The sequence below is a fragment of the Jiangella asiatica genome, from assembly GCF_004349065.1.
In the GTDB taxonomy this organism is placed as follows: domain Bacteria; phylum Actinomycetota; class Actinomycetes; order Jiangellales; family Jiangellaceae; genus Jiangella; species Jiangella asiatica.
In genome coordinates, this window is record NZ_SMKZ01000013.1 from 82,513 (window position 1) to 96,952 (window position 14,440).

At 72.2% G+C, this 14,440-nt stretch carries 13 protein-coding genes and 1 tRNA gene; 6 read left to right on the forward strand and 8 right to left on the reverse strand.

Annotated elements, in window-relative coordinates; genetic code table 11:
- Positions 1-129: 129 nt before the first annotated feature.
- From E1269_RS11250 to E1269_RS11275, 6 genes are all read right to left on the reverse strand, one after another.
- Positions 130-1,626, reverse strand: a complete 1,497-nt coding sequence (locus tag E1269_RS11250; protein WP_131894411.1) for a CoA-acylating methylmalonate-semialdehyde dehydrogenase — start codon at positions 1,624-1,626, stop codon at positions 130-132.
- Positions 1,623-3,542 carry a 3D-(3,5/4)-trihydroxycyclohexane-1,2-dione acylhydrolase (decyclizing) gene (gene iolD, locus E1269_RS11255; protein WP_203433355.1) on the reverse strand — a complete coding sequence of 640 codons (1,920 nt, stop codon included), beginning with the start codon at positions 3,540-3,542 and terminating at the stop codon, positions 1,623-1,625. The genes E1269_RS11250 and iolD overlap by 4 nt, the downstream gene beginning before the upstream one ends.
- 31 nt (positions 3,543-3,573) lie before the next feature.
- Positions 3,574-4,473, reverse strand: a complete 900-nt coding sequence (iolB, locus tag E1269_RS11260; RefSeq protein WP_131894415.1) for a 5-deoxy-glucuronate isomerase — start codon at positions 4,471-4,473, stop codon at positions 3,574-3,576.
- Positions 4,474-4,549: 76 nt separating this feature from the next.
- A complete protein-coding gene (locus E1269_RS11265; RefSeq protein WP_131894417.1) occupies positions 4,550-5,437 on the reverse strand; it encodes a Cgl0159 family (beta/alpha)8-fold protein in 888 nt (295 codons plus the stop codon).
- Between the two features lie 54 nt (positions 5,438-5,491).
- Positions 5,492-6,526: a 5-dehydro-2-deoxygluconokinase gene (iolC, locus tag E1269_RS11270; protein ID WP_131894419.1), complete on the reverse strand. Its 1,035-nt coding sequence runs from the start codon at positions 6,524-6,526 to the stop codon at positions 5,492-5,494.
- Positions 6,523-7,524 (reverse strand): Gfo/Idh/MocA family protein, encoded by a 1,002-nt coding sequence (locus E1269_RS11275; protein WP_131894421.1) that lies wholly within the window; start codon positions 7,522-7,524, stop codon positions 6,523-6,525. Before E1269_RS11275 ends, iolC begins: the two co-directional genes overlap by 4 nt.
- A 167-nt stretch (positions 7,525-7,691) precedes the next feature.
- On the opposite strand from E1269_RS11275, the gene E1269_RS11280 reads away from it, so the two are divergent.
- From E1269_RS11280 to E1269_RS11300, 5 genes are all read left to right on the forward strand, one after another.
- Positions 7,692-8,729: a LacI family DNA-binding transcriptional regulator gene (locus E1269_RS11280; protein ID WP_131894423.1), complete on the forward strand. Its 1,038-nt coding sequence runs from the start codon at positions 7,692-7,694 to the stop codon at positions 8,727-8,729.
- 285 nt (positions 8,730-9,014) lie between these two features.
- A complete protein-coding gene (locus tag E1269_RS11285; protein WP_131894425.1) occupies positions 9,015-10,166 on the forward strand; it encodes a Gfo/Idh/MocA family protein in 1,152 nt (383 codons plus the stop codon).
- The gene (locus E1269_RS11290) at positions 10,163-11,332 is read left to right on the forward strand and encodes a dihydrodipicolinate synthase family protein (protein WP_131894427.1); all 1,170 of its coding nucleotides are present in this window, start codon (positions 10,163-10,165) and stop codon (positions 11,330-11,332) included. Before E1269_RS11285 ends, E1269_RS11290 begins: the two co-directional genes overlap by 4 nt.
- Positions 11,329-12,153, forward strand: a complete 825-nt coding sequence (locus E1269_RS11295; protein ID WP_203433359.1) for a sugar phosphate isomerase/epimerase family protein — start codon at positions 11,329-11,331, stop codon at positions 12,151-12,153. The genes E1269_RS11290 and E1269_RS11295 overlap by 4 nt, the downstream gene beginning before the upstream one ends.
- Positions 12,154-12,237: 84 nt before the next feature.
- A tRNA-Asn gene (locus E1269_RS11300) sits at positions 12,238-12,313 on the forward strand.
- A gap of 81 nt (positions 12,314-12,394) precedes the next feature.
- Here the strand turns inward: E1269_RS11300 and E1269_RS11305 are convergent.
- Complete coding sequence (locus tag E1269_RS11305; RefSeq protein WP_131894429.1) at positions 12,395-13,588, reverse strand: tyrosine-type recombinase/integrase; 1,194 nt, start codon at positions 13,586-13,588, stop codon at positions 12,395-12,397.
- Complete coding sequence (locus E1269_RS11310; RefSeq protein WP_131894431.1) at positions 13,585-14,151, reverse strand: hypothetical protein; 567 nt, start codon at positions 14,149-14,151, stop codon at positions 13,585-13,587. Before E1269_RS11310 ends, E1269_RS11305 begins: the two co-directional genes overlap by 4 nt.
- 54 nt (positions 14,152-14,205) lie before the next feature.
- Between E1269_RS11310 and E1269_RS11315 the strand changes: the two genes are divergently transcribed.
- The gene (locus E1269_RS11315) at positions 14,206-14,418 is read left to right on the forward strand and encodes a DNA-binding protein (RefSeq protein ID WP_131894433.1); all 213 of its coding nucleotides are present in this window, start codon (positions 14,206-14,208) and stop codon (positions 14,416-14,418) included.
- Positions 14,419-14,440: the final 22 nt, after the last annotated feature.

A 14,440-nucleotide genomic window follows, 5' to 3' on the forward strand; every position in this document is an offset into this window, starting at 1 on the left:
CTGGCGGTGCGGGGCCTCGCCACCGATGGGCGGCGGGGTCCCGCGCGGCGGGAATCGGGAAGCCCTCGAACGGCCCGGGCCCGCCCGCCGACGCGACCCCGGCCGATCACTCAGACGATCATCGGGCCATCACGACGTTGTCGGGAAGTGGTAGCTGGCGCCGATGGGATGTTCGACCCGCGGCCAGCGTGACGTCACGACCTTGGCCCGGGTGTAGAACGCGACCCCTTCCGGGCCGTGGATGTGCGACTGGCCGAACAGCGAGTCCTTCCATCCGCCGAAGGAGTAGTAGGCCATCGGGACCGGGATCGGGACGTTGATGCCGATCATCCCGACCTTGACGCCGCGCTGGAACCGCCGGGCGGCCTCGCCACTGCTGGTGAAGATGGCGGTGCCGTTGCCGTACGGGTTGGCGTTGATCAGCGCGATCGCCTCGTCCACCTCGGTCGCGCGGACGACTGACAGCACCGGGCCGAAGATCTCGTCGCGGTAGACGTCCATCTGCGGCGTCACCCGGTCCAGCACCGTCGGGCCGACGAAGAACCCGTCCTCGTGCCCGGGCACGGTGAGGCCGCGGCCGTCGACAGCGAGCGTGGCGCCCTGCTTCTCGCCGGTGTCGATGTAGCCGAGGATGCGGTCACGGGCGGCGGCGGTGATGACGGGGCCCATCTCGCTGGACTCGTCGCGGCCGGGGCCGACCCGGACCGCCGCGGCCTTGGCCGCCACCGCCTCGACCAGCTCGTCCGCGCCGGCGCCGACCGCGACCGCCGCCGAGACGGCCATGCACCGCTCCCCCGCCGAGCCCATCGCCGCGGCGACCAGGTGGTCGGAGGCGAAGTCGACGTCGGCGTCGGGCAGCACGACGGCGTGGTTCTTGGCGCCGCCGAGTGCCTGCACGCGCTTGCCGTTGGCGCCGGCCCGGCCGTGGATGTACTTCGCGATCGGAGTCGAGCCGACGAACGACACCGCCGCCACGTCGGGGTGGTCGAGCAGCGCGTCGACGGCGGCCTTGTCGCCGTGCACGACGTTGAAGACGCCGTCGGGCAGGCCGGCCTCGGCCCACAGCTTCGCCACCAGCATCGACGCCGACGGGTCCCGCTCGCTGGGCTTGAGCACGAACGCGTTGCCGCAGGCGATCGCGACCGGGTGCATCCACATCGGCACCATGACGGGGAAGTTGAACGGCGTGATGCCCGCGACCACGCCCAGCGGCTCACGGAAGCTGAACACGTCGACGCCGGTCGACACCTGGTCGGAGTAGTCGCCCTTGAGCAGATTGGGGATGCCGCAGGCGAACTCGACGACCTCCAGGCCGCGCTGGACCTCGCCGAGCGCGTCGGAGACCACCTTGCCGTGCTCGTCTGCGATGACCTCGGCAAGGTCTCGCGCGTGCCGGGCGATCAGCTCGCGGAAGGCGAACAGGACGTTGGTCCGCTTGGTCAGCGACGCCTGGGACCAGCTCTCGAAGGCCGCGGCGGCAGCGGTGACCGCGACGTCGACGTCGGCCGGCTCGGCCAGCAGGACCTCGGCCTGCCGCTCGCCGGTGGCCGGGTTCCACACCGGCGAGGTCCGGGTCGAGCCGGCCCGGGTGGTGCCGCCGCCGATCCAGTGCTCGATGGTCGTCATGCGTCGTTCTCCTTCGTCCGCTCCGGGCCGATCAAGGGCCGTTGCGCCTTCTTGTGCCGCTCGTACTCCGCGCGCGCGGAGCGGGTGGTGTCCAGGGACGCCGTCTCGCTGACCGGGACGTCCCACCAGGCGTCGCTGTCCGGCGCACCGGCCAGCGGGTCGGTCTCGACGTGCACCAGTACCGGGCCGCCGTCGGCGGGGGCGGCCTTGGCGTCGCGCAGCGCGGCCTCGAGCTCGTCGACCGAGCCCGCCCGCACCACCCGCACGCCCAGGCTCACGGCGTTCGCGGCCAGGTCGACCGGGAGCACGTCGCCGTCCAGGCGGCCGGACGCGCCGGAGCGGTACCGGTACGACGTGCCGAACCGCTGCGAGCCGAGCGACTCCGACAGCGAGCCGATCGAGGCGAACCCGTGGTTCTGCACCAGCACGACGATGATCTTGATGCCTTCCTGGACGGCGGTGACCAGCTCCTGCGCCATCATCAGGTAGGAACCGTCGCCGACCAGCACGAACACGTCCCGGTCGGGCTCGTGGTCCAGCACCGCCATACGCACGCCCACACCGGCGGCGATCTCGTAGCCCATGGTCGAGTAGCCGTACTCGACGTGGTAGCCCTTGGGGTCGCGGGTGCGCCAGAGCTTGTGCAGCTCGCCGGGCATGGAGCCGGCCGCGTTGATGACGACGTCGCGCGGCTCGCTGACCTCGTTCACCGTGCCGATGACCTCGGTCTGCGCCGGCAGCGGCGTGTGCCCGGCGGTATAGGCGGCCTCGACGACGGCGTCCCAGTCGGCGTTGAGGGTGGCGGCCAGCTCGCGGTAGCCGGCGCCGGTCTGCCAGCCGCGCAGCGCCTCGATCAGCGCCTCCAACGCGACGCGGGCGTCGGCGACCACCGGCAGCCCGGCATGCTTGGCGCCGTCGAACCCGGTGATGTTGACGTTGACGAACCGCACGCCGGGTTCCTGGAACGCGGTCCTGGACGCCGTCGTGAAGTCGCTGTACCGGGTGCCGATGCCGATGACGACGTCGGCCTCGCGCGCGAACCGGTTGGCCGGAGTCGTCCCGGTGGCGCCGACCGCGCCGAGCGCCAGCGGGTGGTCGTACGGGAGGCTGCCCTTGCCGGCCTGGGTCTCGGCGACCGGGATGCCGGTGGCCTCGGCGAAGGCCCGCAGCGCCTCGGTAGCCTCGCTGTAGATGACGCCGCCGCCGGCGACGACGAGCGGCCGCTCGGCACCGCGGATCACGTCGACCGCGCGAGCGAGGGAGGCCGGTTCCGGGACCGGCCGGGCGACGTGCCAGACGCGCCGGGCGAACAGCTCAGCCGGCCAGTCGAACGACTCGGCCTGCACGTCCTGCGGCAGCGCGACCGTCACCGCTCCGGTCTCGGCCGGGTCGGTGAGCACCCGCATCGCGCCCAGCAGTGCCGCCGGCAGCTGCTCGGGCCGCCACACCCGGTCGAAGTACCGCGAGACCGGCCGGAACGCGTCGTTGACCGACACGTCCGGGCTGTGCGGCGCCTCCAGCTGCTGCAACACGGGGTCGGCGACGCGGGTGGCGAAGACGTCGCCGGGTAGCAGCAACACCGGCAGCCGGTTGATGGTGGCCAGCGCCGCGCCGGTCACCATGTTCGTCGCACCCGGGCCGATGGACGACGTGCAGGCCAGCGTGGAGAGCCGGTTGCGCATCCGCGCGAAGCCGACCGCGGCGTGCACCATGCCCTGCTCGTTGCGTGCCTGGTAGTACGGCAGCGCGCCGGGCGCGTCGAGCTCGGCCTCGAGCAGGCCCTGGCCGATCCCGGCGACGTTGCCGTGCCCGAAGATGCCGAAGCACCCCGCGATCAGCCGGTGCTCGACGCCGTCGCGCTCGGTGTGCTGGGCGGCCAGGAACCGGACCGTGGCCTGCCCGACCGTCAGCCTCATGTCGTCTCTCTCCTTCCAGCTCCCATGATCATCAACCGTTGGCGACGTCATGGCGTCGCTGATCGTTGATGATCACGGGGAGTCGGGGGTCGGGGGCCTGCGCGGCCCATTCGTCGCGGACCCAGGCGTGCGCCGGGTCGTCGCTGATCAGCCACTCCCGGGTGGCGCCCGGCCCGGCCATGACGTTCAGGTAGTACAGGTGGTAGCCCGGCGCCGCGACCGACGGACCGTGCCAGCCGTGCGGCACCAGCACGACGTCGCCGGTGCGCACCTCCGCCAGCACGTCGATCGGCCGATCGACGGTGCCGTACACCCGGTGGTAGCCGAAACCGGGGCCGGCCGGGCCGTCGCTGACCTCGAAGTAGTAGATCTCCTCCAGCTCCGACTCCTCGCCGGGCCGGTCCTCGTCGTGCTTGTGCGGCGGGTACGACGACCAGTTGCCCGCCGGCGTGATCACCTCGACCGCGATCAGCCGGTCCGCCTCGAACGTGTCGGCCGAGCCGAAGTTGTGCACCTCGCGGGTGGAATTGCCCGCACCTCGGATCTCGACGGCGACGGCGTCGGCCGGCAGGTAGCGGGTGGCCAGCCGGTTCGTGCACGGCGCGCCCGGGAGCGCGAGCCGGACGCCGTCGCCGTCGCTGCCGATCACGACGGAGGATTCACGCGGCACGTACACGGTGTCGGTCGGGCCGCTGAACACGTCCGGGCGGCCGGTGAGCGAGAACCGCTCGCCGTCGACGGTGACCGTGCAGCCGCCGGACAGCGGCAGCACGAACAGCTCCTCCTCGCCGCTTCCGAACTCGTGCGTCTGCCCGGCGCCGAGCGACAGCACCCGCAGCGACGTCCAGCGCCATCCGTCGGCGATCTTCGGGGTCAGCTCGACGGCGTACGGGTCGCGCCCGCCGCTCCCGGCCGGCCAGTAGTGCCTCATCCCATCTCCCTGTCCCCCATGATCATCAACCGCTGGCGACCTCATGGCGTCGCCGACCGTTGATGATCATGGGACCTCACAGCAGGCTCACCGCGGTGTCCACCGCCGCGGCGACGTCGCCGTCCGGCGGGTACAGCAACGTTCTGCCGACCACCAGGCCCATCGCCGTCGGCAGCCGCAACACCTTCTCCCACTGGCGGAACGCCGCGTCCGGGTCGTCGGGCACCTCGCCGCCCAGCAGGACCGCAGGCAGCGTCGAGGCCGACAGCACGCGCTCCATGCCGGCGGGGTCGTCGTCGACCACGGGCAGCTTCAGCCAGGTGTAGGCCGACGTGGTGCCCAGGCCCGCGGCCACCGTCACCGACCGGACCACCGCCTCGGTGGACAGGTCGTTGCGCAGCCGGCCGTCGACCCGGTGCGAGATGAACGGCTCCACCAGCGCGATCCTGCCGCGGGCCGCGAGCGAGTCGACGGCCTGCGCGCAGGCGTGCATGGTGGGCGGGGTCGCCGGGTCCTCGGGGTCGATGCGCAGCAGCATCTTGCCCATCTCGAAGCCCATCGTGTCGATGGCCGCGGCGTCGTAACCGGTGAAGCGGTCGTCGATCTCGAACACGGTGCCGGCGAGCCCGGCCCGGTTCATCGAACCGACCACCACCTTGTCGTCGAGGGCGCCGAGCAGCAGCAGGTCCTCCAGCACGTCCGCGGTGCCGAGCACGCCGTTCACACCCGGCCGGCCCAGCGCCACGATGAGCCGGTCCAGCAGCTCCGCGCGGTCGGCCATGGCCAGCGGGTCGGGCCCGGCCCGCAGCGCCCCGCGTGCCGGATGGTCCGCGGCGATGACCATGAGCTTGCCGGTCGGCCCGAGCAGGCTGTCCGGACGCTTGCGGCGCGCGGCGGCCTCGGCGATGGCGTCCGGCCGGTGGACGCGCGTCTCCACGATGGTGCGCAGACGGTCAGCGGACATCGGCATCCTCAACCAACCCTTCCGATGTCGGGTGATGCGAAGAACGCGCGACCATCAATGTCGGCCTCGATCCCCGGACCGAGGGCTCCGCGAGACCGTCGGCCCCCCATCGCCCGTTCGCCCGCCACCGATGGCTTGTGCATCACCCTCCAGGAACGCGGTGACCTCGGCCGTCGTCGGCATGGCGTCGGAGCAGGCCAGCCGGGTGGCGACGATGGCGCCGGCGGCGTTGGCGAAGCGGACGCACTCGTCCAGCGGCCGTCCGGCGAGCATCAGGTGGCACAACGCCCCGCCGAACGCGTCGCCGGCGCCCAGGCCGTTGAGGACGTCGACGGGGATCGGCGGGACGTCGTAGGCGCCGGTGTCGTCGACGGCGAGCACGCCCTTCGGACCCTGTTTGACCACGGCGGTGGCGACCCCGTGCTCACCGCGCAGCGCCCGCGCCGCCGCGGCCGGTTCGCGGATGCCGACCGCGGTCTCGCACTCGTCCAGGTTGCCGACGGCGACGGTGACGTGCCGCAGCGCCTCCTGGACGACCTCGCGTGCGGCCTCGCGCGACGGCCAGAACATCGGCCGGTAGTCGAGGTCGAGGACGGTGATGCCCCGCCGGCCGCGTGCCTCGAGCGCGGCGAGGGTTGCCGACCGGCTGGGCTCCTGGCACAGCCCGGTGACAGTGGCCCAGAAGATGCCGGCGTCGCGGACGGCGTCGAGGTCGAGCTCGTCCGCGCGGATTCGCAGGTCCGGAGCTGTCGGGGTGCGACCGTAGAAGTAGATTGGGAAATGGTCCGGCGGGAAGATCTCGCACAGCGTCACCGGGGTCGCCAGGTCGTCGACCGCGGTGACGAAGCGGTCGTCGACGCCATACCCGGTGAGTGCCCGGTGCACGAACCGGCCCAGCGGATCGTCGCCGGTGCGGGTGATGACCGCCGAACGCCGGCCGTGCCGGGCCGCGGCCACCGCGACATTGGTGGCCGAGCCGCCGAGATATTTGGTGAATGTGGTGACGTCCTCCAGCCCCACCCCGGCCTGGTTGGGGTAGATGTCCACGCCGACCCGCCCGATGGTGAGAACGTCCAGCCCAGAACTCATCCTGCGCGCACCTCGTCCACGGTCACCGGGCGGCCCTCGACACGCGAGCGGGTGGCAGCGTCGGCGACGTAGAAGCTCTCCAGCGCGTCGGCGACGGTGCACGGGCTCTCGCGTTCGCCTCGGGCGACGTCAACGAACGCGGAGATCTCGGCCTCGTACGCGGGCCGGAACCGGCTCCAGAACTCGCGGAAGGACGGCCCGGCGGGGAACGCGACGCCTGGCTCGGCCGACACCAGCGGCGCGTGGTCGTCCAGCCCGACGGCGTACGTCGCGGCCGTGCCGGCGATCTCCATGCGCACGTCGTAGCCGCCGCCGTTGTAGCGCGAGCCCTGCAGCGTCGCCAGCGTGCCGTCGTCGAGGGTGAGCACGGCGGCGGACTCGTCGACGTCGCCGCTGGTGGCGAAGACCTCGGCGCCCCGGTTGGCGCCGATGGCGTACACAGAGACGACCTCGCGGCCGGTGACCCAGCGCAGGATGTCGAAGTCGTGGATGTGGCAGTCGCGGAAGATGCCGCCGGAGGTCGGGACGTACGACGGGTGCGGCGGCTCGGCGTCGGCGGTGATCAGGTGCACCCGGCGCAGTTCGCCGATGACGCCGTCGCGCACCGCCCGCCGCGCGGCCACGTAGCCGGCGTCGAACCGGCGCTGGAAGCCGATCTGGTTCGGCACGCCGGCGGCCTCGACCGCGGCCAGCACCTCGAGCGTCCCCGCGACGTCGACGGCAACCGGCTTCTCGCAGAACACCGGCAGTCCGGCGCGGGCCGCGGCGGTCATCAGCTCGGCGTGCGCGGCCGTCGCGGCGGCGACGACGACGGCGTCGACGTCCCTGAACGCGTCGGCCGGGGTGGCGACGGCGCCGACGCCGAGCTCGTCGGCGACCTTGCGAGCCCGGGCGGGATCGGCGTCGGCGACCCGAACCTCCGTGACCGCGGGATGGTCGCGGACCACCTGTGCGTGGGCCGCACCGATGCGCCCCACACCGACGAAACCGACCCGCATGCCGCGCCCTCCCGGAGTGTCGAGTTTGTCCTGACAATCTAACATGCTGTCTAGAGTCGAGACACCTCCACCTACTGATCGGAATGTGTCGCGGCCGCGCGGTGCCGCTGCTCGCCGCCGATCTCCCACTATCGTGGAACACGCACTCCCACGTGGACAGGAGAACCATGGCCGAGCAACAGCGCGGTTCGGTCACGCTCATGGACGTCGCGGCGCGGGCCGGGGTCTCGCTCGCGACCGCCTCGCGCGCGTTGAACGGGAGCACCCGCCGGGTCGGCGACGACCTGCGCGAGCGCGTGCTCGCCGCCGCGCGCAGCCTCAACTACGCACCCAACGCGCAGGCGCAGGCCATGGCGCGCGGGCAGACCAACGTGGTCGGGCTGGTGGTCCAGGACATCGCCGACCCGTACTTCTCCTCCATCGCCGCCGGCGTCATGGGCGCCGCCGAGGGCCACCAGGTCCTGGTCACGCTGGGCAGCACGCTGCGCCGGTCCGAGCGCGAGGTCGACTACCTCGTAGCCGCCCGCGGCCAGCGCAGCCGCGCCGTCATCCTGGCCGGCAGCCGCATGGACGACGACGACCACGCGCAGGCGCTGCGGCGCGAGGTCGAGATCTTCGAGAACGACGGCGGCACCGTCGTCGCCATCTCGCAGAAGCACCTGCCGGTCGACACCGTGGTCATCGAGAACCGCATCGGGGCACGCGACCTCGCGGCCGAGCTGGTCGCCCTCGGCTACCGCCGGTTCGGCGTCCTGGCCGGGGCGGACCGCATGCTCACCTCCCGCGACCGCGTCCACGGGTTCCGCGACGGGCTGGGCCGCAGCGGCGTCGACCTCGACCCCGCGTTCGTCCTGCACGGCGCGTTCACCCGCGACGGCGGCTACGAGGCGATGCAGACGCTGCTCGATAGCGGCGGCGAGCTGGACTGCGTCTTCGCCGTCAACGACGTCATGGCCGTCGGCGCCATGGCCGCCTGCCGCGAGCGCGGCCTGGCCGTGCCCGACGACCTCGGGCTGGCCGGGTTCGACGACATCAGCACCCTGCGCGACGTCTACCCCGCCCTGACCACGGTCCGGCTGCCGCTGGAGAAGGTCGGCGCGACGGCGTTCGACCTCGTCCTGAGCGCCCCGGAGCGCACCAAGCCCCGCACCCGCCGCATCAAGGGGGAGGTCGTCCTGCGTCAGAGCACCCGCCGCATCGACTGACCCGCCGCACCCGTCACCACCTCGCGCTCCAATGATCACGTTCAGCACGAAATCTCGTGTCACACCATGCTCACAAGCCTCGTGATCCACGGGTGATCCTTGTGATGCCCGCGAGCTCGCATGACCGCGGATCAGCGCCGGCCGCACCCCGTCCGCCAGCCCCGAGTGATTAGGCGGACAGGCCGACAAATTCCTCACCTCGCAACATCGATGGCGCGCCGGAACTTGCCATGCCGCGCCGGAACCCTCTACCGTTGGTGGGCAAGCGCTTTCCCAGGAGGTGGCATGGCAGTCAAGTCGCTCGGTGTCGTGATGAACGGCGTCACCGGCCGGATGGGTTACCGGCAGCATCTGGTCCGGTCCATCATCGCGATCAACGAGCAGGGTGGGGTCGAGCTGTCCGACGGCTCCCGGGTCACCCTCGCGCCGGTGCTCGTCGGGCGGAACGCGGAGAAGGTCCGCGAGATCGCCGACCGGCATGGCCTCGACACGTGGACCACCGACCTCGACGCCGCCCTCGGCGACGCGGCCAACCAGGTGTACTTCGACGCCCAGCTGACCTCGGTGCGCGAGAAGGCGATCGTCAAGGCCATCGACGCCGGGAAGCACATCTACACCGAGAAGCCGGTGTCGGAGACGGTCGAGGGCGCGCTGGCGCTGGCCCGGCTGGCCGGGGCGGCGGGCGTCAAGAACGGCGTCGTCCACGACAAGCTCTTCCTGCCCGGACTGCTCAAGCTGCGGCGACTCGTCGAAAGCGGGTTCTTCGGCCGCATCCTCTCCGTACGCGGCGAGTTCGGCTACTGGGTGTTCGAGGGCGACTGGCAGCAGGCGCAGCGGCCCAGCTGGAACTACCGCAGCGAGGACGGCGGCGGCATCGTGGTCGACATGTTCTGCCACTGGGACTACGTCCTGACCAACCTGTTCGGCCGGGTGGAGTCGGTGACGGCGCGGGCGATCACGCACATCCCGCAGCGGTGGGACGAGAAGGGCGAGCCGTACGACGTCACCGCCGACGACGCCGCGTACGCCATCTTCGAGCTCGCCGGTGGGGTGGTCGCGCAGTTCAACTCCTCGTGGGCGGTCCGTGTGCATCGCGACGAGCTGCTGGAGCTGCAGGTCGACGGCACGCACGGCAGCGCCGTCGCCGGCCTGCACCACTGCGTCATCCAGCCGCGCACCGCGACGCCGCGGCCCACCTGGAACCCCGACGTCGTCGACGAGCAGCGCTACCGCGAGCAGTGGCAGGACGTGCCCGACAACTCACCGCCGCAGAACGGGTTCAAGGCCCAGTGGGAGCAGTTCGTCCGGCACGTCGTCGAGGACGCGCCGCACCCCTACGACTTCCTCGCCGGCGCCCGCGGGGTGCGGCTGGCCCAGGCCGGGCTGCAGTCGTCCGCGGAGGGTAGGCGGGTCGAGCTGCCGGAGCTGTCGCTGTGAGCGGCGCGGCGTCGGTACGCGTGCCCGGTCCGGACGGCGCCGTTCGCGAGCACGTGCTGCGTGAGCCGGTGGCGTGGACGCGCCCGGCCGAGCCGTTCCGCTCGCGGGTGGCCTTCGCCGCGGCACACGTCGTCGCGAACCCGCTCGGCGACAACGTGCCCGGCGCGCCCGCCGTCGTCGACTGGGACCACACGCTCGCCTTCCGCCGCCATCTGTGGTCGTACGGGCTGGGTGTGGCCGAGGCCATGGACACCGCCCAGCGCGGCATGGGCCTGGACTGGGCGGCGACGCAGGAGCTCATCCGGCGCAGCGCCGCCGAGGCTCGCGCCGTCAGCGGCCGGATCGCGGCCGGTGCCGGCACCGACCATCTCGCGGCCCCCGCCACCGGCCTGGACGAGGTCGCGGCCGCGTACGAGACCCAGCTCGAGGTGGTGCACGACGCCGGCGCCCAGATCATCCTCATGGCCAGCCGCCAGCTCGCGGCGGTCGCGACCGGCCCGGACGACTATCGGAAGGTCTACGACCGGCTGCTCGAGCAGGCGCCGTCGCCGGTCATCCTGCACTGGCTGGGCCCGATGTTCGACCCGGCGCTGCAGGGTTACTGGGGTGCCGACGACGTCGAGGTGGCCACCGATCACGTCGTCGGCCTGATCCGCGACCACGCAGCGAAGGTCGACGGCATCAAGGTGTCGCTGCTGGACGCGGAGCTGGAACGACGGGTACGCGCGCTGCTCCCCGACGGCGTCCGGCTGTACACCGGCGACGACTTCAACTACCCGTCGCTCATCCGCGGCGACGACGACGGCCGGGCCAGCGACGCGCTGCTGGGCATCTTCGCCGCGATCGCACCCGCGGCATCGGCCGCGCTGCAGGCGCTGGATCGCGACGACCTGACAACCTACGAGGCGGCGTTCGAGCCGACGCTGCCACTGGCACGCCAGGTGTTCGGCGCGCCGACGTACTACTACAAGACCGGCATCGCGTTCCTGGCCTGGCTGTCCGGGCTGCAGCCGGGGTTCACCATGGTCGGCGGGCTGCAGAGCGCCCGGTCGCTTCCACAACTTGTGACGACGTTCGAGCTGGCCGACGCCGCCGGGCTGCTCCCCGACCCGAAGCTAGCCGCGGCCCGGCTGTCCGCGCTGCTGACGACCTACGGGGTGGTGTGACGGTGCGGCGACTGGCGCTGAACCAGAAGACGACGAACCGCTGGTCCGTCGAACAGGCCGTGAACGGGTGCGTCCGGGCCGGCATCGAGTGGATCGGGCTGTGGCGCGAACCGGTCCACGACCACGGGGTCGCCGCGGCCGCCCGGCTGGTCGCGGACGCCGGGCTGCGAGTGTCGTCGCTGTGCCGAGGCGGCTTCATCACCGCGTTCCCCGGCGGCGAGAGGGACGCGACGCTCGAGGACAACCGGCGCGCCATCGACGAGGCGGCAGCGCTGGGCGCGCAGTGCCTGGTGATGGTGGTCGGCGGCCTGCCCGACGGGTCGCGCGACCTGGCCGGCGCGCGGTCCCGGGTGGCCGACGGCATCGCGTCGCTGGTCCCCTACGCGCAGCAGGCCGGGGTTCGCCTGGCGCTGGAGCCCATGCACCCGATGTACTGCGCCGACCGCGGTGTGCTGTCGACGCTGGACCAGTCGCTCGACCTGGCCGCGCCGCACCCGGCCGACGCGGTCGGCGTCGTCGTCGACACCTTCCACGTGTGGTGGGACCCTCGCGTGGAAGCCGCCATCGAGCGGGCCGCCGGCCGGATCGCGAGCTTCCAGGTGTGCGACTGGATCACCCCGCTCCCGGCCGACGCGCTCCTCTCTCGCGGCATGATGGGCGACGGCCACATCGACTTCCGGCACCTGCGCCGGCTCGTCGAGGCGGCCGGCTACGACGGCCCGATCGAGGTCGAGATCTTCAACGCCGACATCTGGGCCGCCGACCCCGACGACGTGGTCGCCCTGATGCGCAAGCGCTACGACGAGCACGTCCTGGACTGATCCGCTGACCCGCGCTACCGATTGGGAACGAGGGCTCGTGTCCTGGTAAGGTTCACCGTCGGTTGGACCACTCGGTTCGCCCGATCCCGCATAGCTCAATTGGCAGAGCATCTGACTGTTAATCAGAGGGTTCCTGGTTCGAGTCCAGGTGCGGGAGCCAGCCTCTCACCAGCGCAAACACGCCAACACGACGAAGGCCCCGGCACGTCGCCGGGGCCTTCTCGCTGGGGTCTCGCTGGGGTCAGCCGCTCGAAGCGTCGGAGAGCAGCCCCGCGGCCGCCTCCGCGGCGGCCTTCCCGACGCCCGGCATGAGGTGGCTGTAGGTGTCGCTCGTCAGCGTCACGGTGGAGTGGCCGAGCCTCTTGGACACGATGCCGACCTCGACGCCGGCCGCCAGCATCAGCGACGCCTGCAGGTGCCGCAGGTCGTGGAACCTGCAGGGCTCCAGCCCGCCGGCCTTGGCCAGCCGGACGAACGTCTTCGTGACGCGCTCCGGATGCCACGGTGCGCCGTCCTCGCGGGTGAACACGTGCCCCTCGTCGTCCAGCCACGCCGGCCCCAGCGCGAGCCGCTGACGGGCCTGGGAGCGCTTCAGCCGCTTCAGCAGCTCGACGGTTCCCGCGTCCAGGTCGACCAGCCGGTGATCGCCGCTGGCGGTCTTCGGCGGCCCGACGATGACCTCGTGGCCGACGACGACGGCCTGACGCTTCACGGTCACCACGCCGGCCGCCAGGTCGATGTCTGACCACTGCAGCTCGACCAGCTCTCCGCGGCGCATCCCGGTCAGCGCGGCGACCTCGAACAGCGGCTTCATCGGGTGCTCGGCGACGGCCGGGCAGCTCATGAACGTCTGCCACTGCGGGACCGACCACACCTGGACGCGGGGGCGCCGCGCCTTGGGCAGCTCGACGTGCTGGCACGGGTCGTGGGTCAGGCCCTCCCGCCGCTTCACCGCGGCCCGTAGCGCCGAGCGCAGCGTGGCGTGCAGCCTGACGAGCGACGCCGGCCCCATCGCCGGGTTCGCCTTCGCGATCTTCCGGTAGCCGGCTTCGATGTGGTGCGCGCGCAACTCGTGCAGCCGGTGATGCCCGATCTCGGCGACCAGCAGCTCGACGTGCCGCGTGTAGCTGGCGACCGTGGCCGGGCGGATGCTGCCGGTGTCGACCTTGCGGGCGAGCCAGCGCCGCAGGTACACGGCCACGGTCAGCGAGCGGTCGTCGGTCAGGGTGCCGCTCCGTTCCTCAGCGATCACGGCGTCGCGGGCCTTCTTCGCCTCGCGCTGGCCGGCGTACCCGGACTTCGTGACGCGGCGGCGCGAGCCGTCGGCGCCGGCCGGCAACTCGACCTCGAACGCCCACGGGCAACCGCAGCGGCCCGACTTCGCGCACCTGGTGCGGTGGCGCTGCGTCACACCGGTTGGCTTCTTCGTGCTCATCGATCCTGGCCCTTCCTCGGTCGGCCTGGCTTTCTCTTCGGCGGCATGCTCACTCCCTCTGTCGATCGCGCCCGCGTGAGCCACCAGTCGGCTGTACGGACGGAGATCCCGAACACCTCGGCGACGGCGTGGCGCTGCGGCCGCCCGGCCCGGTACGCCTGCCATGCCGCCTCCGCCACGGTGTCGACGCTGGGCTTCTGGTCGTCCGGGTTGGCCAGCGAGGTCCCGGCGCCGGCGAGGCTGTCAGCGGCGTACTGGGCGAGGCTGGCGACGGGGATCCGGCGCAGGGCGGCGGCATCGATGTAGCGGCCCGGGGCGACCGTCAAGGCGAGCCCACGGATGCGGGGCACGCCGTCGACGACTTCGACGTCGAGCTGATAGGTGACGCCGGCCGCGGGATCGTTGATGTGGACGACGTCGCGCGGCTCGAACGTCTTCGCGGACGGGTCATCGTCGGCCGGCTGCCCGTACCAGCCGCGGCCCCACGGCGGGCGCCGGAACCACGCCTTCCCATCGGGGTCGACCTCCCACCACCGGGGTTCCGACTTTCGGGTGCGCGTCACAGGTCCAGTAAATACCGGCTGGCATCTTTCAGCAAGCGTCGGCACGCTGGATGCATGACCAGTACCAAGCCACTCGCAGCGGATGAGCTGCGCGATCTTCCCGCGACCATCGACGTGGTGACTGCCGGCCGGTTCCTCGGCATCGGCCGGCAGTCGTCCTACGCGCTGGCCCGCACCGACGACTTCCCGGTCAAGGTCCACCGCCTCGGCGGCCGGCTCCGCGTCGTCACCGCCGACCTGGCGGCCTTCCTCGGGGTCGCCCTGTGACGCGCCAGCCGGCACCCGGCAG

Excerpts from the sequence above, each read along its gene's own strand:
- E1269_RS11285 (WP_131894425.1), top strand. The coding sequence starts at position 9,015 with ATGGCAGTCAAGTCGCTCGGTGTCGTGATGAACGGCGTCACCGGCCGG.
- E1269_RS11305 (WP_131894429.1), bottom strand. The coding sequence starts at position 13,588 with ATGAGCACGAAGAAGCCAACCGGTGTGACGCAGCGCCACCGCACCAGG.
- iolC (WP_131894419.1), bottom strand. The coding sequence starts at position 6,526 with ATGAGTTCTGGGCTGGACGTTCTCACCATCGGGCGGGTCGGCGTGGAC.
- E1269_RS11250 (WP_131894411.1), bottom strand. The coding sequence starts at position 1,626 with ATGACGACCATCGAGCACTGGATCGGCGGCGGCACCACCCGGGCCGGC.
- iolD (WP_203433355.1), bottom strand. The coding sequence starts at position 3,542 with ATGAGGCTGACGGTCGGGCAGGCCACGGTCCGGTTCCTGGCCGCCCAG.
- iolB (WP_131894415.1), bottom strand. The coding sequence starts at position 4,473 with ATGAGGCACTACTGGCCGGCCGGGAGCGGCGGGCGCGACCCGTACGCC.
- E1269_RS11315 (WP_131894433.1), top strand. The coding sequence starts at position 14,206 with ATGACCAGTACCAAGCCACTCGCAGCGGATGAGCTGCGCGATCTTCCC.
- E1269_RS11265 (WP_131894417.1), bottom strand. The coding sequence starts at position 5,437 with ATGTCCGCTGACCGTCTGCGCACCATCGTGGAGACGCGCGTCCACCGG.
- E1269_RS11275 (WP_131894421.1), bottom strand. The coding sequence starts at position 7,524 with ATGCGGGTCGGTTTCGTCGGTGTGGGGCGCATCGGTGCGGCCCACGCA.
- E1269_RS11280 (WP_131894423.1), top strand. The coding sequence starts at position 7,692 with ATGGCCGAGCAACAGCGCGGTTCGGTCACGCTCATGGACGTCGCGGCG.